Source organism: Paenibacillus sp. NPDC058177 (genome assembly GCF_042883835.1).
Taxonomy (GTDB): domain Bacteria; phylum Bacillota; class Bacilli; order Paenibacillales; family Paenibacillaceae; genus Paenibacillus_AQ; species Paenibacillus_AQ agri.
The window spans coordinates 464,881-484,676 of record NZ_JBHVVB010000001.1 but is presented as its reverse complement, the minus strand read 5'-3'; the positions used below and the strand labels follow the sequence as shown (position 1 = coordinate 484,676).

24 protein-coding genes are annotated in these 19,796 nt (G+C 47.6%); all 24 read right to left on the bottom strand.

Annotated features, from left to right (window positions below):
- Positions 1–6: 6 nt before the first annotated feature.
- The 24 genes from flhB to hslU all read right to left on the bottom strand — a co-directional run bounded on the left by flhB (position 7) and on the right by hslU (position 19,768).
- Positions 7–1,101, bottom strand: coding sequence for a flagellar biosynthesis protein FlhB (gene flhB, locus ACFVU8_RS02245; RefSeq protein WP_387425716.1), 1,095 nt, complete (start codon positions 1,099–1,101; stop codon positions 7–9).
- Positions 1,102–1,123: 22 nt separating this feature from the next.
- A complete protein-coding gene (fliR, locus tag ACFVU8_RS02240; RefSeq protein WP_387425715.1) occupies positions 1,124–1,909 on the bottom strand; it encodes a flagellar biosynthetic protein FliR in 786 nt (261 codons plus the stop codon).
- Between the two features lie 5 nt (positions 1,910–1,914).
- Complete coding sequence (gene fliQ / locus ACFVU8_RS02235; protein WP_387425714.1) at positions 1,915–2,187, bottom strand: flagellar biosynthesis protein FliQ; 273 nt, start codon at positions 2,185–2,187, stop codon at positions 1,915–1,917.
- A gap of 22 nt (positions 2,188–2,209) precedes the next feature.
- The gene (gene fliP / locus ACFVU8_RS02230) at positions 2,210–2,974 is read right to left on the bottom strand and encodes a flagellar type III secretion system pore protein FliP (protein WP_387425713.1); all 765 of its coding nucleotides are present in this window, start codon (positions 2,972–2,974) and stop codon (positions 2,210–2,212) included.
- Entirely contained in the window at positions 2,971–3,498 is a 528-nt protein-coding gene (locus ACFVU8_RS02225; RefSeq protein ID WP_387425712.1) for a flagellar biosynthetic protein FliO, read from the bottom strand. The genes fliP and ACFVU8_RS02225 overlap by 4 nt, the downstream gene beginning before the upstream one ends.
- Before the next feature lie 9 nt (positions 3,499–3,507).
- A complete protein-coding gene (locus ACFVU8_RS02220) occupies positions 3,508–3,873 on the bottom strand; it encodes a response regulator (protein WP_066362129.1) in 366 nt (121 codons plus the stop codon).
- Positions 3,874–3,898: 25 nt separating this feature from the next.
- On the bottom strand, positions 3,899–5,203 hold the full coding sequence (gene fliY, locus ACFVU8_RS02215; RefSeq protein ID WP_387425711.1) for a flagellar motor switch phosphatase FliY: 1,305 nt from the start codon (positions 5,201–5,203) through the stop codon (positions 3,899–3,901).
- On the bottom strand, positions 5,193–6,191 hold the full coding sequence (gene fliM / locus ACFVU8_RS02210) for a flagellar motor switch protein FliM (RefSeq protein WP_379464372.1): 999 nt from the start codon (positions 6,189–6,191) through the stop codon (positions 5,193–5,195). The genes fliY and fliM overlap by 11 nt, the downstream gene beginning before the upstream one ends.
- 38 nt (positions 6,192–6,229) lie before the next feature.
- The gene (locus tag ACFVU8_RS02205; RefSeq protein WP_387425710.1) at positions 6,230–6,697 is read right to left on the bottom strand and encodes a flagellar basal body-associated FliL family protein; all 468 of its coding nucleotides are present in this window, start codon (positions 6,695–6,697) and stop codon (positions 6,230–6,232) included.
- The gene (locus ACFVU8_RS02200) at positions 6,694–6,918 is read right to left on the bottom strand and encodes a flagellar FlbD family protein (protein ID WP_379464374.1); all 225 of its coding nucleotides are present in this window, start codon (positions 6,916–6,918) and stop codon (positions 6,694–6,696) included. Before ACFVU8_RS02200 ends, ACFVU8_RS02205 begins: the two co-directional genes overlap by 4 nt.
- 237 nt (positions 6,919–7,155) lie before the next feature.
- On the bottom strand, positions 7,156–7,974 hold the full coding sequence (gene flgG / locus ACFVU8_RS02195; RefSeq protein WP_387425709.1) for a flagellar basal body rod protein FlgG: 819 nt from the start codon (positions 7,972–7,974) through the stop codon (positions 7,156–7,158).
- 120 nt (positions 7,975–8,094) lie between these two features.
- Positions 8,095–8,478: a TIGR02530 family flagellar biosynthesis protein gene (locus ACFVU8_RS02190; RefSeq protein WP_175371941.1), complete on the bottom strand. Its 384-nt coding sequence runs from the start codon at positions 8,476–8,478 to the stop codon at positions 8,095–8,097.
- Entirely contained in the window at positions 8,475–9,029 is a 555-nt protein-coding gene (locus ACFVU8_RS02185) for a flagellar hook capping FlgD N-terminal domain-containing protein (protein WP_387425708.1), read from the bottom strand. The genes ACFVU8_RS02190 and ACFVU8_RS02185 overlap by 4 nt, the downstream gene beginning before the upstream one ends.
- A 25-nt stretch (positions 9,030–9,054) precedes the next feature.
- The gene (locus tag ACFVU8_RS02180) at positions 9,055–10,539 is read right to left on the bottom strand and encodes a flagellar hook-length control protein FliK (RefSeq protein WP_387425707.1); all 1,485 of its coding nucleotides are present in this window, start codon (positions 10,537–10,539) and stop codon (positions 9,055–9,057) included.
- 25 nt (positions 10,540–10,564) lie between these two features.
- Positions 10,565–11,515, bottom strand: coding sequence for a magnesium transporter MgtE N-terminal domain-containing protein (locus ACFVU8_RS02175; RefSeq protein ID WP_379464378.1), 951 nt, complete (start codon positions 11,513–11,515; stop codon positions 10,565–10,567).
- Between the two features lie 18 nt (positions 11,516–11,533).
- Complete coding sequence (gene fliJ / locus ACFVU8_RS02170; protein ID WP_379464379.1) at positions 11,534–11,977, bottom strand: flagellar export protein FliJ; 444 nt, start codon at positions 11,975–11,977, stop codon at positions 11,534–11,536.
- 9 nt (positions 11,978–11,986) lie between these two features.
- Positions 11,987–13,300, bottom strand: a complete 1,314-nt coding sequence (gene fliI, locus ACFVU8_RS02165; protein WP_379464740.1) for a flagellar protein export ATPase FliI — start codon at positions 13,298–13,300, stop codon at positions 11,987–11,989.
- Positions 13,293–14,141, bottom strand: coding sequence for a FliH/SctL family protein (locus tag ACFVU8_RS02160; RefSeq protein WP_387425706.1), 849 nt, complete (start codon positions 14,139–14,141; stop codon positions 13,293–13,295). The genes fliI and ACFVU8_RS02160 overlap by 8 nt, the downstream gene beginning before the upstream one ends.
- Positions 14,134–15,150, bottom strand: a complete 1,017-nt coding sequence (fliG, locus tag ACFVU8_RS02155; RefSeq protein WP_175371946.1) for a flagellar motor switch protein FliG — start codon at positions 15,148–15,150, stop codon at positions 14,134–14,136. The genes ACFVU8_RS02160 and fliG overlap by 8 nt, the downstream gene beginning before the upstream one ends.
- 8 nt (positions 15,151–15,158) lie before the next feature.
- Positions 15,159–16,748 (bottom strand): flagellar basal-body MS-ring/collar protein FliF, encoded by a 1,590-nt coding sequence (gene fliF, locus ACFVU8_RS02150; RefSeq protein WP_387425705.1) that lies wholly within the window; start codon positions 16,746–16,748, stop codon positions 15,159–15,161.
- Positions 16,749–16,782: 34 nt separating this feature from the next.
- Positions 16,783–17,097: a flagellar hook-basal body complex protein FliE gene (gene fliE, locus ACFVU8_RS02145; RefSeq protein ID WP_387427166.1), complete on the bottom strand. Its 315-nt coding sequence runs from the start codon at positions 17,095–17,097 to the stop codon at positions 16,783–16,785.
- A gap of 31 nt (positions 17,098–17,128) precedes the next feature.
- Positions 17,129–17,575 (bottom strand): flagellar basal body rod protein FlgC, encoded by a 447-nt coding sequence (flgC, locus tag ACFVU8_RS02140; protein WP_175371948.1) that lies wholly within the window; start codon positions 17,573–17,575, stop codon positions 17,129–17,131.
- A 6-nt stretch (positions 17,576–17,581) separates the two neighbouring features.
- The gene (flgB, locus tag ACFVU8_RS02135; RefSeq protein WP_175371949.1) at positions 17,582–17,989 is read right to left on the bottom strand and encodes a flagellar basal body rod protein FlgB; all 408 of its coding nucleotides are present in this window, start codon (positions 17,987–17,989) and stop codon (positions 17,582–17,584) included.
- 378 nt (positions 17,990–18,367) lie between these two features.
- Positions 18,368–19,768: an ATP-dependent protease ATPase subunit HslU gene (hslU, locus tag ACFVU8_RS02130; RefSeq protein ID WP_175371950.1), complete on the bottom strand. Its 1,401-nt coding sequence runs from the start codon at positions 19,766–19,768 to the stop codon at positions 18,368–18,370.
- Positions 19,769–19,796: the final 28 nt, after the last annotated feature.

The following is a 19,796-nucleotide window of genomic DNA, read 5'->3' as shown; positions in this document are numbered from 1 at the left end:
CCCGCCTTATCTCTTCTTGCCTTTAAGCTTGTATACATACGCCAGTACTTCGGCAACTGCCTGGAACAAATCTGCAGGGACGGTATCCCCGATTTCAGCCCTCTGGAACAGCGCCCGTGCAAGCGGCTTGTTTTCCATAGTCACAACGCCATGCTCCTTGGCCAGCTCCCGGATTCGGAGTGCCACGTAGTCCTGACCCTTGGCAATAATCTGTGGCGCCTCCATCATGGAACCGTCATATTTCAGTGCTACTGCAAAGTGCGTCGGATTCGTTATGATCACATCCGCTTTAGGAACTTCCTGCATCATCCGCTGCATAGCCATCCTGCGTTGGCGTTCCCTGATCTTGCCTTTAATTAGAGGGTCACCCTCCATTTTCTTATACTCGTCCTTGATATCCTGCTTGGACATCTTAAGACTCTTCTCATGCTCATATTTCTGATACATATAATCGAGAAAAGCCATAACCATCAGCACTGCACCTATCTTGAGCCCGAGCGTCAACGTCAGCTTGGCTACGAATTTGAAGATTCCTTCCGTATCGATATGCGACAGTGACATGATGTTTCTTTTTTGTCCCCAAAGCGTACTGTAAACCAGATAAGCGATCAGAAGCAGCTTGAGGATGGATTTGAAAAACTCCACCAGCGAACGCATGGAAAAGATATTTTTAAACCCTTTGATCGGATTAATTTTGCTGAACTTGGGGGTTAGCCCTTGTCCGGATGCCATAAAACCGACCTGCATGATATTGGATACTAAAGCCATTACAAAAGTAATACCGAGCAGCGGAGCCAGCAGCAAAAGCACTTGCACTCCGTACCCGCTGAACATTTTCATCACATTCTCTGGTGTAATCTCCTGCAGCATCCTGTTTTGAAAAATATCCATATACAAGGTCATGAAGCGTTCCTTCATATAACCGCCAAACATGGATAAACTTAGCACTCCAGATAACAGCACGACAGAACCCGACAGCTCCGTACTTTTGGCTACTTGGCCTTTTTTGCGCGCATCCTGTCGTTTCTTGGGGGTTGCTTTTTCTGTTTTTTCTCCCCCGAAATGCTGAAGATCCAGTTTATAGCGCGTAGGCTGCGGCATAACTCTCTCTCCTTATGGTCACCTATGGACTATTCCCCATCAGCTTCAGCAAGTTGTGCATAGATACAAACAAAATATCGAACATGCTTCTGAAGAGAACTGCCAGCCCTGGCATCAGCACCAGTAGTAGTGCCAGACCAATAATGATTTTAAGCGGAACCCCGATCACAAATACATTGTATTGCGGAGCCGTTCTCGCCAGAAAAGCAAGGCCTATATCCGTCAGAAACAATGCCGCCACCAAGGGCGCAGACATTTGAAAAGCAAGGATAAACGATTGTGCAAATGTACGCACAAGGAATTCTGATAAGCTGCCGTCTATCATTTTGAGGAATAGATCATTATTAATAGGAACCCAATTATAACTGTACACGATTGCATCCAGCAGATAATGATGTCCGTTCATGCTCAGGAACATCAGTAGCGCAATCATGTACTTGAAGTTACTGAAAATCGGTGCGGAAGCCCCTGTCATCGGATCAATGACATTTGCAATCCCGAATCCGATTTGGATATCAATAAAGGAACCTGCCGTTTGTATCGCCATAAAGATGAGGTAGCCTATAAAACCAAGTAGCAGTCCAACTAAAATCTCTTTAGCAATTAATAAAATATAGCTAATATCCTGCGGGACAACCAATCCGGTTCCATTTGCACTAAACACTACCAGTGCCACAAAAAAGGAAAGGCCGATCTTGAAGGTCATTGGCACACCATTGGATGAAAACACAGGAATGACAACAAAAAATGCTGAAATTCGACAAAAAAACAACAGAAAGACGGGAAAACTTTGCAGCATGATCTCCATATCCGTTACTTACCGATGTACATATGGAGATTACCCAAAATCTGGCTTGTAAAGTCGACCAATTTCGTAATGATCCAAGGCCCGAACAGCAGCAAAGTCAGCAATACTGCGACGATTTTGGGAACAAACGCTAGCGTTTGCTCCTGAATCTGTGTCGTAGCTTGAAAGATACTGATAATTAGCCCAACCGCCAGACCTAGAATCAGCATGGGAGCGCTAGTTTCCAGCACGATATATACGGCTTGGCCAGCTAGACCGATAATAAACTCCGTACTCATCCCCTATGCCTCCTCATAAACGTCAGGTGTTAAAGCTCAGTAGCAGTGATTTTATGACCAGGTACCAGCCGTCTACCAGTACAAAGAGCATAATTTTGAAAGGTAACGAGATCATAACTGGAGGTAGCATCATCATACCCATGGCCATCAAGGTGCTGGCTACCACAATATCAATGATTAAAAATGGTATGAAAATAAGAAAACCCATAGTAAAAGCTTTTTTCATTTCACCGATTGCAAAAGCAGGCACAATGACCGTTAATGGGATGTCGCTGTATGTAGCCGGCTTCTCTGTCCCCGTATAACCTGTGTATTTCATAAACAGTAACAGGTCTTTGGAATTCGTCTGCTTGAACATGAATTCCTTCATAGGATCAGCTGCCTTGTTCAGCGCCTCGCTCTGAGTAATTGTACCTTTCATATAAGGCTGCAGCGCCGTCTCGTTAATGGTCGAGAATGTCGGTGCCATCACAAAAAGCGTCAGAAAAAGAGCAAGCCCTACCAGCACCTGATTCGGTGGCATCGATTGTGTACCGAGCGAGGTTCTGACAAAGCCCAGCACAATGACAATCCGGGTAAAACTGGTCATCAGAATAACAAATGCCGGGGCAACACTCAGAACCGTAATAAGAAGCAATATGGATATAGAACTGGTACCCCCGCTGGAACTATCATTACCCCCAATTTGAACATTGATATTAGGGATAGGATCAGCGTGCATCGTATGAATCATAAGAATGCTAAGGCTACTGAGCAGCAGAAAAGCGAGAATTAGCTTTTTTTTCATAAATCCCTCGACTCATTCTTGGCGGCATCTTCCCGAAGCAGTTCATCCATCTTCTCTTTACGCTCAGGCGCAGAGCGAAGCTTGGATTGAAGTGTCTCATAAAAGGACGATGTTTCACTAAGTTCGATTTCCTGAGATGAAACCTTCCCGCGCTGCTTATTTCTCAGTTTGGAGATAAGCGGCACGAGAAAGTTGTTACGGCCCGAGGATTGATCCTCGAAGGCCGAAATAATCAACGCTACCTCATCCGGGTCGGTCACCTTATCCAATATGGATACGTCCTCTCCGACTCCAATAAGGTACAGGCTGCTGCCAACTTCAATGACTTGCATCGACTTACCCGGACCAAGCCCCACCGCACCAAGTGTGCGCATGGAGCGTCCGCTCATCCAAGTCTGATTGCGGCGGCCAAGAAAGCGGATCAGCAGCACAATAAGAACAATGATCACCGCAAGAACTAAAATAACGTTAAGCAAGTTCAGCAGGGTATTACCCGTTCCAAGCGGTTCTGTGTTGCTCGGCATATCTGGTTCCTACACGCCTAGCGTTTTGTTAATCGCTTCAATAACACGGTCTGCCTGGAACGGCTTCACGATAAAGTCCTTAGCACCCGCTTGGATTGCATCGATAACCATAGCCTGCTGGCCCATGGCGGAACACATAATAACCTTGGCACTTGCATCCACTTTTTTGATTTCTTTCAGGGCGGCGATTCCGTCCATCTCAGGCATAGTAATATCCATCGTGATCAGATCAGGACGCAGTTCCTTAAATTTCTCGATCGCTTGAGAACCGTCCTGGGCTTCGCCCACTACTTCAAATCCGTTCTTGGTCAAGATATCCCGGATCATCATTCTCATAAATGCTGCATCGTCCACGATTAGAATTCGATTAGCCATTTTTACAAAATCCTCCCTAAGTACGCTATTGTAATTTTTGAATACGGTCCCACTGGCTGACGATATCCGTAACACGAACACCGAAGTTCTCGTCGATAACCACGACTTCCCCTTTGGCAATAAGTTTGTTGTTAACCAGGATGTCTACAGGCTCACCGGCCAGCTTGTCCAACTCGATAATCGAGCCCTGCGACATTTCCAAAATATCTTTAATCTGCTTCTGGGTCCTTCCTAATTCTACGGTGACTTTCAGTGGTATGTCCATCAATAAATTTAAATTGTTTTCGTCAATGTTGCCGAAGGCGCCCCCATTAAGATTGGCAAATTGCACCGGCTGGACGTTGACATTGCGATTCTGTGCCGGGTTAGGCGGCGGTGGTGTCTGCGCATAAGGCATTCCTTGCGGCGGCATCCCGTATGGCGGCATACCTGGCATACCGTACGCAGGCATTCCTGCCGGCGGATAATAGTACCCGCCTTCCGGCATTCCCGGATACGGCGGCACCCCCTGCGGCGGATAAGGCTGCTGAGCTCCACCCTGAGGCTGCTGTGGCGGTGCCTGCTGGACCGGAGGTGCTTCTGGAGCCGGTTGGGCTGGTGGAGGTGCAGAAGCCGTTGTCGAAGCTGCTGTCTCCTGTTCAGTAGGCGTTACATCACCAATCAGCATCGTAACCATGTCTTTGGCAAAACGCACGGGCAGAAGCTGCATGATCGTCGAATCGATCAAATCACCGATTTTAAGCCGGAAAGCAATTCGAATCAGTGTCTCATCATCAGGCAGACTCCCTACGCCTTCTCCGCTAGACATGTTAAGAATGTCAATCCCGGGCGGCGAGATATTAACAAACCGATTGAAGATGGTCGACATCGACGTTGCGGAAGACCCCATCATCTGGTTCATAGCTTCCTGAACTGCACTGATATGGATTTCATTAAGCTCTTCTTCCTTAGGTTCACCCTCTCCGCCAAGCATCAGATCAGCAATGACCTGTGCATCACGGATCTTGATCACAAGTGAATTAATTCCTTGGAACCCGTCGACATATTGTACATGAACCGCTACATGCGGCTTAGGAAACGTCTCTTCAAACTCACCCCGTGTAATGATAGATACTTGAGGTGTTGTAATATCAACTTTCTTGCCCAGCAATGTGGACAATGCGGTCGCCGCACTGCCAAACGTTATATTCCCTATTTCACCCAAGGCATCCTGCTCAAACGGTGTCAGAAAATCATCTACCGTCTTTACCGCTGCAGGCATCGTGCCCTCCGCAGATTGTCGCAGAAGAGCGTCGATTTCTTCCTGGGATAAGTAGTCTTTACTCGTCAAGTTCCTCAACTCCTTCATGGACAATCTCGTCTATTTGAACCGCTACCCGATCCTTAATCATGCCGGGACTTCCAATGAATTTCAGCTTGTCTCCTACCTTAATCGACAGTCCGGAATCCACATTTCTGTTCAGTGAGATTACATCACCGACACTAAGTCCGAGAAACTCGGCTATGGACAGCCTGGATTCACCAAGCTCAGCCACAATCGGCAGCTGTGCCTTATGTACCCTTGCTTTTATTGCATCAATTTCTTCTGGATCTCTCGTCTTCTTCTCTGAAACGAACCATTGGTGCACCGAAAGTCGGGACATAATTGGCTCCAGCACGACGTGAGGAATACATAGATTGATCATCCCAGTTGTGTCCCCGATCTTGGTGCTTAAGGAAATCAGGGCAATCGTCTCATTTGGTGACACGATTTGCATAAACTGTGGATTGGTCTCCAGCGCTTCCATACGCGGCTCAATATCCAGAACCGTCTTCCAGGCTTCCTGTAAACTCTCAAAGCACCGGCTGAAAATACGCTCCATAATCGTTGTTTCAATTTCGGTTAACGAATTAATTTTGGATGGTGCAGTTCCGAAACCACCAAGTAGCCTGTCAAGCATGGCAAAGGCGATATTCGGGTGTACCTCCATAACCATTCGCCCTTCCAGGGGCTCGGCTTCAAAGATATTCAAAATCGTCATTTTTGGAATGGAGCGGATAAACTCATCATAAGGGAGCTGCTCTACCTGAACGACATTGATTTGCACAAACGTGCGCAATTGGGCTGAAAAGTACGTTGTCAAATAGCGGGCGAAATTCTCATGAATCCGCGTAAGACTGCGGATATGATCTTTCGAAAAACGTACAGCCCGTTTGAAGTCATAGGAGCGAACCTTTTTCTGTGTTTCTTCTTTCTTAAGCTCATCGGCATCCATCTCACCGGATGACAGTGCAGCAAGCAGAGCATCAATTTCGTTTTGTGAAAGTACATCAACCAATTCAATCACCCCCCCATCAAGGATTTATCCCCCGGTTACTACTGTCTTGCAAGTACGAAATTGGTAACTTGAATCTGAGTCAGCTTGCCTTCAGTCAATGATTTGTTAATAAGATTGACTAGTTTGCTGGTGAGCTGATCCTTACCGCTTGCTCCATTTAACTCTTCAGGCTTTGAGTCCGCAAGCGTTTTGATAATAATAGGTTTGATTTTAATCTCTTGGATCTTCTCAAAAGCTTCTTTGGATTTCACAGAATCCAGTTGAAAAGCCAAATTTATTAAAACGATATAATCGGGGTCAGCTGAATTAGTTTTGATGTCCTTGATTTCAGCCGTCAGTGCGACAATCTCATCAGCACTTAAACGCTTTGTCTGTACATTATGCACGGCTTGATCAACATCATTGGAATTGCTTGGAAATAGCTTATCCATTAACAGAAACGCAGCCACTACGATTAAAGTGATTGCGAGTAAAATTGTAATGAGCCAAGGCAGCATCTTTTTCATGAAAGCTCCTCCATGTTTTGGAATTTAATGGTGGCAGCATTCGTGCCGATGTCCTTGTTGTAATCACGGATTTTTGCAATGACCTCATCGGCTTTCTCAAGCACGATCAGTCTCTTTCCCGTCACCAGCGTAATATACGTGTCCGGGCTTTCCTCAACCATTTCCACCAGCAGGGCATTCAGCCACATAGGTGTACCATTTAATCTTGTTACGGAAATCATGACAGGCCTCCTAACAAAAATAGGGAGAGGAGAACCTCTCCCCCGATTGTGCATCCTCGCCCTTTGGCGAACGTTATAATTTATAATAGCAAGCTATTGAATCTATTTCATAAATCCATAAGTGAGCGTCTAATCATCGATATCTAGTTGTACATGGTTTTGGTATAACTAGATATTGCACCTATTCGGATTAAAATCCGCATTATGAAATTGATTCATTAATAACGTCATTTAAAATTAACGCTTCAGATTCACAACTTCTTGCAGAATTTCATCAGAAGTTGTAATAATCCGTGAGTTGGCCTGGAAACCGCGCTGTGTCACGATCATTTCCGTAAACTCACCGGTGAGATCCACATTGGACATCTCCAGCTGACCCGCAACGATGGAGCCGGTTCCGGCTTCAGCATTGTTCGCAGTGGTAGGCTCAAGTGCGCCATCCGGGTTAGCATTCAGGGTCATCCGGTACAGATTTCCACCGATTTTCTCCAAACCTTGAGGATTGGCAACTTTACCAATACCTATTTGCGGTCCTGGCTCGGTTGTACCGTCTGCTCTTGACAAGATAATCGTACCATCGCTAGAGATGGAGAATGCCGTTACGTCGTCTCCAAACTGAATGGGATCACCGTTGGAATCAACAACATGCAGACCGTCTGCAGTCAAGAGATTGCCGGCCGCATCTGGACGAAAATCACCTGCACGGGTCAAAAAAGGAGTTTCCTGATCTTCAGACAGTTTTACAAGGAAAAATCCATCCCCGTCAATCCGCAGGTCAGTTGGGTTGTTGGTGGTCATCGCACTACCTTGCAAATGCATAGTATCAATGGAACCAATGCTCACACCGAGACCTACCTGCTTCGCATTCACCCCGCCTTGTCCGCCATCCGTTGGAGCCGTAACGCCTGATACCGTCTGGCTCATGATGTCCTTGAACATAACACGACCGGATTTGAAACCTACAGTGTTGACATTTGCAATGTTGTTACCGATGACATCAAGCTTGGTTTGGAAACCGCGCATTCCTGAGACCCCAGAATACATTGATCTTAACATTTAATGTCGTCCTCCCAGATTATAGAGTCTCTATGACTCGTGGAATGTAAAGCTATTTGGAGTTAAGAACCGCTTCAGTCGGTCGGCGGCCTCTCCGGCTCTCCGTTAGGACCGGCCGGTTTAAGATATAATTACTGCACTATCAATTTGTGTGAACACGTTGTCTTTCATCGAGCTGCCATCCATAGCCGTAACCACTGTGCGGTTAGGTACGCTGACGATCAGCGCCATATCCTTCATTAATATCAATGACTCTTTGCTTCCCTTGGCAGCAGCCTTGTCTACGGCGGATGAAATCTCATCCAGCTGACGACTTCCAAGTTCAATCCCTCTTTGTTCCAATCTCTTGGCGGCATGGTTGCTGAATTTCAGCATATTCCGCTGCAGCAAGCTCTCAAAGGATGACTCCGGGGCTGCTGCATCTTTGGCAACGGACGGTCGCTGCAGGATTGAAGGATGAACGGCTGCCGGATACAGCTGACCTATGGTCATCCGGTCACTCATTGCTCCGCCCCGCTCTCCTTGTCATTGACCGAAGAGTCTCCAACGTCACTAGCATCCGCTTTGGTATCGACTGGACTTGCGTCATTATTGCCAGTTCCGTTGTCTGGTGTATTCTCGGTTTGTGGCACTTCATTCTGAATTTTGGTAATGTCAGTCAATGCAATTTTGTCATTGCCAACTACCGCATACTGAAGACCGTTACTCACCAGAATGGAGTCTACTTTGCCGGATTTCTCCTCAAAAGTCTTACTATCCATCCAAGTTACTTGCTTTCCGATCAGCCCGGAAACAGAGCCAAGTGACTGGTTCATTTCCGTCAGCTGCTTCGAGATATTCGTAAGTTGCTCTACCGACGTAAACTGTGCCATCTGAGCAATAAACTCTTTATCCTCCATCGGTTGCAGCGGATTTTGATTCTGCAGCTGGGTAATCAAAATTTTCAGGAACTGATCTTTTCCCAACTTGGAATCGCCGGTAGTCTTCTTGTTGTTATCCTCAGGATTAAAATTCCACTGGTCTCTGCTCGATACCGGTGGTGTTGTTGTAGCCATCGTCGTTCACCTCTCTTCTTCCCGTTTAGATTTTAGCTGAGAAGGAACCTCCGTGATTACGTTCTTCACTTCCTTCACTCGCCACCCAATCTCTCCACTCACCGGTAAGCTCCGCCGCAAGAACGGCATCTCCAGAGTCTTCACTGCGTTGCTTCGAACGGTTGTTGCCGGACTGTTGCCCACCTGATCCTGGTTGGCGGCCTTCCTGCCCGAATTGGGAATGCAGCGGTGTATTGTTCTGAGTCACTTCCAGTTTCTCTACCTGCAAGCCCTGGGACTGCAATGCCGCACGTAGCTGAGTCATTTGCTGTTCCAGCATATCTTTAGTAGCTGCATGCTCAGTCATGAACTGCGCGACAAGATGACCATTCTGCATCGTAATTTTGACATCAACCTGTCCAAGATGTTCCGGGAATAATGAAATCGTAGCTTCGGCAGCACTGCCTTTTCTCACGATCTCTAACTTTCCTGTGATAAAGCCTGTCATTTCTTCAGCAAACTGATGTACAGGAACCTGTGGTACAGGAGCTTCCGCTTTATGCAGCGAAGTAATACCGCCACGCAGAGATAATTGACCTGCAGTGACGATTTCATGATCGCCAGCTTCTGCTGGTTTCACCTGTGCCGACTCTTCTTCCTTAGCATCGGCTTTGACAGCACCAGTTGTTACTGCTTTAGTGATTGAAACAGTTGGAGTGTCAGCCTGTTCTCCCGTTACACCTTGCTGTATAGCAGTCGGGGAAGATGCCACTGTGCCTTTAACTGTCGTCGCGTCTACTAGATTAGGACGAAGCACAGGCGCTGCCTTCTCTTGAGTCTTTTCCTTACTATCCACACCTAAAAGCTGTTCAAAGGATGCCGTGGATGACTGAATGTGATCAGCATTTGCTGTGCTCGTTTGTTTAACAGATGGCGCTACTTGTTCTAGCATTGCCGAGAGCTGGTTTACCAGTTCAACACCTTTGGCGACTGCAGCTTCGTCTCCTTTATCCGCTGATTGCTGAATCACATTGACCAGATGATGAAGCTCATCCTGAAGCGCAAATCGCAAAGTGGCTGAGTGCTGGGCTAGAGGCGGTAAGCTGCCCTCCAGGCCTTCCCCTGTAGAGTTCCCACCCTCAGTTGACTGCTGAGGCGTGTTTCCTACCGCCGCCACCAGTATCAACCATCCCTGAAGCGCCGCTTGCAGCACAGGATCATTGCTGATCTTGTCATCCTGCTTCTCTAGTTCCTCTGTCATAGCTTTTAGCAAATCCTCAGGCTTCTGCTGACCTTGCTGATCACCAGATTCGCTTACTGTTTGCTCCGTAGCGCCGAGCAGTCCCATCAGCAATGAGGTTAAGCCTCCCACTGTCTGCGGGGTAACTGACGTAGCATTTGTACCCATCGTTTGCACAAGTGTCTGGGCGAAAGGCTGTGTTGTGGCTGTGGCAGCACCCGCTGCAGTCCCAGACTGAGCAGTTCCAGCCAATGCATTGCTACCCAAAAGGGATTGAATAATCAAACTCATTGTTATTGTTCACCTCCTTTCAGGTTTACTTGCCACCCATCAGCCGGTTGACAATCTTGGCAGTCTGAGGACTATCATTTTTCGTCATTTCCCCCAAAATGGATGATCGAACCGAATCACTGACGGTGTTCAGGATCGTAATTACTTTATCCGGACTGATCTTGTACATTTCTCCGAGCAGAGATGCCGCATTTGCAGGTGTCATGGTGGAGAATGTCTGATTCAGCTTTTCCTTGTCCAGATTCTTGCTTGTATTTGCAGGCGTTGTCGCTGCTGCTTTCGAATCTTGTTTCAGTCGAGACTGAAGTGCAGCAATAGCCAGGTCCGAAGAAGTTGTCTCTTCCTTCAGCTTAATAGATACATCCGCTGCTTTCTTCGGATCCATCTTCTCAAGGATTGCGGTTTTGCTGGCATTATTCATCACACTGAAAATCTGCACCATTTCCTCTTGTGTCAAATTCTCCATGATCGGTGCTGCCTTGGATGGCTTCATCCCGGCGTAGAGCTTGGCCAAGTCCTTGACCTGCTTCAAGTAATCATCTTCGGTGGTAGCCGCTTTTGCTTCTTCGGCAGCCTTTGCTTCTTGAGTCATCGTATCCACCTGAGACTCAAGCGCCTGCACTTTATTATCCTGAGCCGTCTTCTCCTCAGTAATCTTCTTCAAGTTCTCCTCTTGCTTGGAGAGCTGTGACTTCAATTCTTTAATAGTAGAATTCGAGCTTTCGGCTTGCTTCTCAGCCTGTTTCTTCGGATCCGCTGGTTTAGAAGGATCCGCTGGCGGATCAGGAATCCATTTTTCCAAAATAGGAATCTTATTCGCAATCGCAAACACATTATTGCGGATATCCATATTGAAAAGTGTCAACAGTACGCCAAGCAGTACGAGCGTAAATATAATCGGTATCATCAAGAACAAGAAACGCTCAAACTTTCCTGCTGACCCTTCGTTTTCCAATTCAACTTCGTTATTTGCCACTAGGGGAAACCTCCCGGGTTAGAGGGATTTCATCGCGAAGCGGACGGTAGCCATCTCATCCAGTTCGTTTTGTTCCCGTAAAATCATATTTTGCTGAAACAGCATCTGGGCTTTATCCTTTGCCTTCAGCCATACTTTTTCGTCCAACATTTTATTGCTGAGCTGATCCTGCTTTCTCTGAACTTCCTGATGTGCACGGCCAATATCCGCATGCTTGCGAACAATGCATTTGTCCAGATAATCAACATAATCCTGCATTTCCCGCATCTTCACCATCGGCGTTTTGTGTTCCGCTGCGTTTTGCAGATCCATCATCAAATTGCTACGCTGGGCAGTCAATTCCTCGAGGCTTTTCTCCTGTGCCTGCAGTTCTCCGAGCGCGCTTGAGAGCATCCACTCTGCCTGTGTCTTTTCGTTACCCTTCAAGTCTACGACTTTTTGAAACGTATAATGAAATTTCATAATACTGAATCAACTCCTTGAGAACTGGGAAATTAAAGATTCCTGAACTTCAGTAAGCGTCACTTTTTCATTGACCTTCTGTCTGGTGAATTCCCAAATGCTGTCGATATAATGGATCGACTCATCGATCTGGGCATTGGAGCCTCGTTGATAGGCACCGATATTGATCAAATCCTCTGAATCCTTATACACAGCCATGAGCCGCTTCACATTCTCTGCAGCCGCTATCTGCTCTTCTGGAGCGATATCCTTCATAACACGGCTAATGCTGGCGAGCACGTCAATGGCTGGAAAATGTCCTTTGTTAGCAATGCTACGGTTAAGCACGATGTGCCCATCCAATATTCCCCGAACCGCATCTGCGATTGGCTCATTCATGTCATCCCCATCAACCAGCACTGTGTAGAACGCCGTTATTGATCCGGTTGGACCTGTCCCTGCACGTTCCAGCAGCTTCGGCAGGCTTGCAAAAACGGAAGGGGTGTACCCTCTCATCGCCGGCGGTTCACCGACTGCAAGCCCCACTTCGCGCTGAGCCATCGCATAGCGGGTAACAGAGTCCATCATCAGCATGACATTCAGTCCGCGATCGCGGAAATATTCGGCGATGGTGGTAGCGATCAATGCCCCTTTGATGCGGATCAGCGCTGGCTGATCCGAGGTAGCTACAATAACTACAGAACGCTGCAATCCTTCCGGACCCAAATCACGTTCAATAAAATCAAGCACTTCCCTGCCCCGCTCTCCAATGAGCGCGATGACATTCACATCTGCCGAGGTATTGCGGGCGATCATGCCCATCAGTGTACTTTTCCCGACTCCTGAACCCGCAAAAATCCCAACCCGCTGTCCTTTGCCGATGGTCAACAGCCCATCAATAGCGCGCACTCCAATGCTGATGGGTTCATGTACACGTGGCCGGGTCAGCGGATTGGACGGAATATTAAAAGTCGAGCTATGGGGCATCCGAGCCGGTATCAGCGAGCCGTCCAGCGGTTGGCCAAGGCCGTCAAGCACCTTGCCGAGCAGTTCGGAGCCAACTTGAACACTAAGCGGTTTCCCTGTACCGACTACGTCACAGCCTGGACCGATGGACTGAAGCTCGCCCAGAGGCATCAGCAGTACTTTATTATCACGAAAGCCCACAACCTCAGCCTGCAATGGCTTACTGCCCTTAGTCGGGTAGATGTAACATACATCTCCAATGCTGGCGTCTGGTCCTTCCGATTCCACCATGAGACCAATAACTTGCGTAACCTTGCCGTTAATTCTGACCGGATCGAGATTACGAAGCTGCTCTTTGTAACGTCCACTGTCAAGCATGCTCTTCACCACTTCCATGCTCCTCGGTATCCAGCGCGATTCGTACCAGCTCTTTCTTAATCTCCGAAAGCTGGGTATCGATACGGGCATCTATACTGCCAAAGGAAGACCGGATCACACAGCCCTGGTCTTTCACCGTTGAATCGGGCAAAATCTGCAGTTCTGCTTGAGAATCCACCGCGAGCGCCAATTCCTCTCTGGCTGCATTCACAAACGCGAACTGTGCAGGTGACACACAGAGCGAGATCAATCCTTGCTCGCGCTTACGCGCCAGATTCTTACGAATTAGTTCCATTGCGAACTGCGGCTCCAAGGTCAACTGCTTGTCCACAATCTTCTCGGCAATGTCACAACTCAGTTCTACGAGGAAAGGCTCGGCCTCCTGAATAATAACGTCTCTTGCCTTATAGGCTTCTTGCAATACCGCCCTGGCTTCTTCCATCATCTCGGCTAACTTCCGTTGCATCTCTTCCTCTGCCTTCTGGATGCCTTCCTGATAGCCTTGCTGAAATGCCTCGGATTTAACTGCCTCTACAAGGTGCTCATCCTGCTCCCGACGTTGCCGCCACCACTCTTCGGCTTCCGCCTGCGCCGCTTCCACAATGGACTCGGCCTCAAGGGAGGCATCTCGCACCTGGCCTTCAGCAAACTCCTTCGCATCCTTCAGCATTTGCTTGCGGGCCTGCTCCGCCTCTTCCTGTGCGGGATCCTGATAGTGGATTTCTCCAGTAAATTCCTCCGGATCGGGTTCTTCGGTGAGGCCCGCATAATGCCGGGCCTGCTCCAACCTCTTGAGTACATCTACCGGAACATATTGGGAGTGTTTGATCAGCTTAGACAATTATGTCATCTCCTCCACCGCGGGCAATAATAATCTCACCGGATTCTTCCAGTCTGCGGATCGTACCAACAATACGAGTCTGAGCTTCTTCCACATCACGCAGCCGCACCGGACCCATGTATTCCATTTCCTCGCGGAATGTTTCTGCCATGCGTTTGGACATGTTGCGGAAAATAACATCCCGCACTTCCTCGCTGGCCACTTTGAGGGCAAGCTGCAAATCCGCATTCTCGATATCGCGGATAATACGCTGGATCGAACGATTGTCCACGTTGACAATATCCTCGAAGACAAACATCCGCTTCTTGATTTCTTCCGCAAGCTCCGGATCCTGAATTTCCAAGGAATCCAGAATCGTGCGTTCTGTACCGCGGTCTACGCCATTCAGAATTTGAACGATGGACTCTATGCCACCAGCGTTGGTGTAATCCTGAGTAACTGTCGCCGACAGCTTTTGCTCGAGCACCCGTTCAATCTGGGTAATAACTTCTGGAGAAGTACTGTCCATGACGGCAATTCTCCGCGCAACCTCCGCTTGTTTCTCCTGTGGCAATGAAGACAGGATCGCCGCAGCTTGTTCAAATTGTAGGTAGGACAGGACGAGCGCAATGGTCTGTACATTCTCGTTCTGAATAAAGTTGAGAATCTGGTTGGGATCTGCCTTCCGAGCAAAGTCGAACGGCCGTACCTGCAGCGTAGCTGTCAGGCGGTTGATAACCTCCAGTGCTTTCTGCGAGCCCAGCGCTTTCTCCAGAATCTCCTTGGCGTAATTGATACCGCCTTGTGAAATATATTCCTGGGCGAGACAAATCTGGTGAAACTCTGCCATGATCGACTCTTTTTCACCGCTATCAACCTTACGCACATTGGCAATCTCCAGCGTAAGCTGCTCGATTTCATCGTCCCTTAAATGTTTGAATATTTGAGCCGACACTTCCGGCCCAAGTGTGATTAGCAGAATTGCAGCCTTTTGGCGACCGCTAAGTGTCTGCTGGGTAGCTTTTGCCATTAATCAGTTCACCTCTGTTCGTCTGCAAGCCATGTACGCAGCAGATTTACGAATTCGTCCGGTTTCTTCTTGGCCAGACTCTCAAGCTGCTTGCGAACCTGGCTTTCATTCGTTACGCTCTCCAAGTTAATGGAAGGAAACTCAGTCGGAACTTGCAGAGGAATATCTTCTTCCTCTTCTTCCTCCTCGGCTCTATTACGTCTCCGATAGATGAAGTATCCCACTCCGGCACCCACAAGCAGCGCAGCAGCGCCAATGGCCCAAACCATCCAATTAGCAAACCCGGTATCTGTGGTCGCAGCAGCACTGGAACCAAATGGTTGTGAAAATACCGAAACTTTTTTGGCCAACTCTGCGTCTGTATAAGTAACCTCAGAACCAGCCAGCGATGCCCTTACAATATTGACCAAAATGTTCTGGATAGCAGCTGTTGTTGGCTGATCCAAAGAATTTTGTCCATTAGGTGGTTCAACGGCAACATTAATGGTTAAATCTTTTACAGAGTACGGACTCGCAACGATATCTTTAGTGATTCGGTTCACTTCAAAGTTTCTAGTCTCCGAAGATTCATCCGAAGTCGACTGCCCCGTACCTGTTGCGGATGGGAATCCGGCAACATCCTGGGAACCCGTACCAGCCACGCCTCCCGTAGTGTTACCTTGGCCGGAATACGAGTTGCTGATAATCTGGGAACTTATCTCGATCCCCTTCATATTCTCAGTATCAACCGGTGCGACAAGGTCTTCCTTGCGGCTCTCCTTGTCGAAGTTCAGCTTGGACATGACGAGTACATCTACCTTTTCAGGTCCCATCAGTCTGCTAAGAAATTGTTTAACATCCTTTTTGACATCTTCTTCGAATTTCTTCTGCAGCGCAAAGTTCTCTTCCACCTGATTGGAGACTCCGCCTTGGCCGCCTTTGGCCGTTGGCATCAGCTCAACCTCATTGTTGGCGATCGTAATGTTCTCAACTGGCAGATTTGGCACAGCAGTCTTCACGAGATTGAAGTATCCGTCAATATTATCCTGGCTTGGTCTGAATCCAGGTTTAAACGTAAGTACAACGGAAGCGGAAGCCTTCTCCTGGTTAGCCTGTGAGGCAAATACCGTCTCTTTAGGCAGATTGACCAGTACCTTGGCATCCTGAATGCCTTGCATCCGTTTCATCAACTGCTCTACTTCACCATTCAGAGCGTTGTTATATTTCACATTAAACTCACTGTCTGTTGTACCAATCATAGACGAGTTCTCGTCAAAGATTTTGTACCCGATGGAGCCACCCTGCACAATTCCCTGCGAACCGATGTCCACCTTGATCCGTGCTGCCTCCGTACTTGGTACAGAAATGCTCTTTCCGTCAGGACTCAACCGGTAAGGTGTTCCTTTGGAGTCCAGATAGGTCATGACTGCCGCGGAGTCCGTACTATCCAGATCCCTAAATGCAACTTCATACTCTGTCTTGGACAACTGCATCGTAAGAACTACAATAAATACAATAATAATTCCAAGTGTGGAAAAAAATAATATCTTCTGTTGGTTGCTGAATCTGTTCCAATACTGGGCTGCTTTTTCCCGGTACTGGGCAAATCTTTCATTCACAGTGTCACCCCATCCGAAACTAAGCTAGGATTATTTAGATTTGAGTTCTCATAATTTCCTGATAGGCCTCTATCACCTTGTTCCGGACTTGTGTCGTAAGCTGCAAACTAAGCAATGCTTGTTGCGAAGAAATCATTGCCTCGTCCACGTTCACTTCTCCGAGAATAAACTTGTTACTCATCTCTTTCGACTGCTGCTCTTGGGCAGCCACTTGATTCAATGCATTTTCCAGGTAAGAGCCAAAGCTTTGTGTGCCATTCACTGCCGGACCAGATGAAGATTGTGATGCTGCCGGTTTAAGTGCAAGCTGCTGAACTCCCTGTGAGCCTATAGCTAGATTATTCGGTATCAACTATGTTCCCCCTTGGTCAAATTTACGGTTAGCGTCCGATTTCGAGCGCTTTGCTTACCATGGCCTTCGATGCGTTCAACATCGTTACATTCGCTTCGTAGGAGCGAGATGCAGACAGCATGTCCACCATTTCCTTAGTGATGTCCACATTCGGCATATACACATATCCATTCTCATCCGCATCGGGATGACTTGGATTGAATACCGGCTTGAACGGAGAAGAATCGTCCGTAATGGCCTGGACGGTTACACCCTTGACGTCACCATTCATCTTATTTTGAAGGATGTCCGAGAACTTGTTGCCTTCTGCTGTCTCCAGAACGACCATCTTCCGCCGGTAAGGAACAGCCTTGCCATCCACTACCGAAGCTCTTGTCGTTTCTGCGTTGGCAATATTCGAGCTGATTACGTCCATCCGCAGCCGCTGTGCGGTTAATGCAGAAGCACTTATCCCAAAACTGCTACCAAAGTTCATTGAGCATTATCTCCCTTCAACAACTGAGCGCATCATCGTAAATTGGCTATTCAACAGCCCGACATATGAATTGTATCTGAGCTGATTTTCAGCGCTTAAAGCCATCTCTCTGTCAACATCTACGTTATTGTTGTTATTGTTCATTGAGGTGGTTTGATCTGTGCTATAGACGGAAGCCGGTACGATCTTGTTCGAACCGAATTGAAAATGCCGGCGATCTGTCACTCTAGCGTTCAGATCCGACTGAAGCCCAAGCTCTTGCTGCTGAAGAATACTCTCAAATGAAACATTGGAGCGTTTGAAATTTGGTGTATCGACATTGGCCACATTATTAGCCAGCACAGATTGTCGTTGATTAGCAGCTTCAATGCCTCCCTGCAATCGTTGAAAACTGACACTATTCAGCAATCCCACGGAAATCCTCCTTCCAAAAGCTTTCGTAATAAAAAGAATTCCACAGCTACTTTACGAATCCCTTCTTGATTCGACAAATAAGTCCAAAAATAGTGCCGAACGTCTGGTTATAGGTCGAAAGTTGTCAGTGGTTTATTCCACTAGCGATCTCACATACTTTGATTCTCTTAGAATTTGTATATTATTACAATAAGAAATAAGCCCTATCTTTTCAGAAAAGAGAGGGCTTAAAGCACAAAAATGCTATTTTATTACATTACTCCTTATATTAAAACTAATATTTTGCATGTTTTTACATAATATTCCTCGGTTTCGAGAAGATGTTGCTTATTTCTAATTCCAACTACCCAAATTCGAATTATCTCGAATGCTGTCAATTTAAAGAATGTATTGGCTCAGATCACGATCCTGGGCGATACCCGACAGTTTGTCACGAACATATTCCGGTGTGATTACCATTGTATCCAGTGTCAGCTCAGGGGCTTCAAAGGAAAGATCCTCCAGCAGCTTCTCCAAAATGGTATGCAGACGGCGGGCGCCGATATTCTCCATGTTCTGATTAACTGACGCTGCAATCTTAGCGATTTCCTCAATAGCTTCCTTCTGGAACTGCACTTCGATGTTCTCTGTCTGGAGTAAATGAACGTACTGCTTAGTCAATGCATTCTCCGGCTCCGTCAAAATAGATACAAAATCCTCCAGCGTCAAGCTGTTCAGCTCAACCCGAATTGGAAAGCGCCCCTGAAGCTCAGGAATAAGGTCTGAGGGCTTAGCAATGTGAAAAGCACCTGCGGCAATGAAAAGCACGTAATCGGTCTTCACAGGGCCGTACTTGGTCATCACTGTAGATCCCTCGACGATTGGTAAAATATCACGCTGCACGCCTTCACGGGAGACATCTGGACCCGAACCTTTGCCTTGGCTAGCTACCTTGTCGATCTCGTCGATAAAAATAATCCCGGACTGCTCGGCTCTCGCCACAGACTCCTGGATTACATCATCCATATCAATCAGCTTGGAAGCTTCATCTTGGATCAGCACCTTGCGGGCTTCCTTAATCGGGAGCTTGCGCTTCTTGGTGCGCTTAGGCAGAAGGCTGCCGAACATTTCTTGCATGTTCATCCCCATCTGCTCATTGCCCTGCCCGGCAAACATATCCATCATATTAGGGGACGCGTCCTCTACATCCACTTCGATGATATCCTCTTCCAGTTGCCCGGCCAGAAGTTTGAATCTGACCCCTCTACGGCGTTCGCTGAGGCTACTGTCCTGCTCGGTCTCCTCCTTGGACTCATCCTGGCCCCCATTCCCGCCAAAGATCATCTCAAAGGGGTTACGCTGGGATTTGTTCTTGGAGGAGGAAGGCACCAAAATAGAAACGATCCGTTCGTTAGCCAGCTCTTCCGCCCGGTCCTGAACCTTCTCGGTCCGTTCCAGCTTCACCATCCGGATAGCAGTCTCCACAAGATCCCGAACCATGGACTCTACATCACGGCCAACGTAACCAACCTCGGTAAACTTCGTAGCCTCGACCTTGATGAAAGGCGCATTGACCAGCTTGGCCAGACGCCGGGCGATCTCAGTTTTACCCACACCGGTGGGTCCGATCATCAGAATGTTCTTCGGAACGACTTCATCACGCAGTTCTTCGGCAAGCAGACTGCGCCGATACCGATTGCGGAGTGCAACGGCCACGGATTTTTTGGCCTGCTTCTGACCTACGATATATTTATCCAGCTCAGCTACGATTTGGCGCGGGGTTAGCGATTGATTCACCATCGTGACTTCCTCCATCTCTTCTATGGCT

Bases quoted from the DNA above. Each gene is read 5' to 3' on its own strand.
- flhB (WP_387425716.1), bottom strand. From the start codon at position 1,101: ATGCCGCAGCCTACGCGCTATAAACTGGATCTTCAGCATTTCGGGGGA.
- fliR (WP_387425715.1), bottom strand. From the start codon at position 1,909: ATGGAGATCATGCTGCAAAGTTTTCCCGTCTTTCTGTTGTTTTTTTGT.
- fliQ (WP_387425714.1), bottom strand. From the start codon at position 2,187: ATGAGTACGGAGTTTATTATCGGTCTAGCTGGCCAAGCCGTATATATC.
- fliP (WP_387425713.1), bottom strand. From the start codon at position 2,974: ATGAAAAAAAAGCTAATTCTCGCTTTTCTGCTGCTCAGTAGCCTTAGC.
- ACFVU8_RS02225 (WP_387425712.1), bottom strand. From the start codon at position 3,498: ATGCCGAGCAACACAGAACCGCTTGGAACGGGTAATACCCTGCTGAAC.
- ACFVU8_RS02220 (WP_066362129.1), bottom strand. From the start codon at position 3,873: ATGGCTAATCGAATTCTAATCGTGGACGATGCAGCATTTATGAGAATG.
- ACFVU8_RS02205 (WP_387425710.1), bottom strand. From the start codon at position 6,697: ATGAAAAAGATGCTGCCTTGGCTCATTACAATTTTACTCGCAATCACT.
- ACFVU8_RS02200 (WP_379464374.1), bottom strand. From the start codon at position 6,918: ATGATTTCCGTAACAAGATTAAATGGTACACCTATGTGGCTGAATGCC.
- flgG (WP_387425709.1), bottom strand. From the start codon at position 7,974: ATGTTAAGATCAATGTATTCTGGGGTCTCAGGAATGCGCGGTTTCCAA.
- ACFVU8_RS02190 (WP_175371941.1), bottom strand. From the start codon at position 8,478: ATGAGTGACCGGATGACCATAGGTCAGCTGTATCCGGCAGCCGTTCAT.
- ACFVU8_RS02185 (WP_387425708.1), bottom strand. From the start codon at position 9,029: ATGGCTACAACAACACCACCGGTATCGAGCAGAGACCAGTGGAATTTT.
- ACFVU8_RS02180 (WP_387425707.1), bottom strand. From the start codon at position 10,539: ATGAGTTTGATTATTCAATCCCTTTTGGGTAGCAATGCATTGGCTGGA.
- fliJ (WP_379464379.1), bottom strand. From the start codon at position 11,977: ATGAAATTTCATTATACGTTTCAAAAAGTCGTAGACTTGAAGGGTAAC.
- fliI (WP_379464740.1), bottom strand. From the start codon at position 13,300: ATGCTTGACAGTGGACGTTACAAAGAGCAGCTTCGTAATCTCGATCCG.
- fliG (WP_175371946.1), bottom strand. From the start codon at position 15,150: ATGGCAAAAGCTACCCAGCAGACACTTAGCGGTCGCCAAAAGGCTGCA.
- flgC (WP_175371948.1), bottom strand. From the start codon at position 17,575: ATGAACTTTGGTAGCAGTTTTGGGATAAGTGCTTCTGCATTAACCGCA.
- hslU (WP_175371950.1), bottom strand. From the start codon at position 19,768: ATGGTGAATCAATCGCTAACCCCGCGCCAAATCGTAGCTGAGCTGGAT.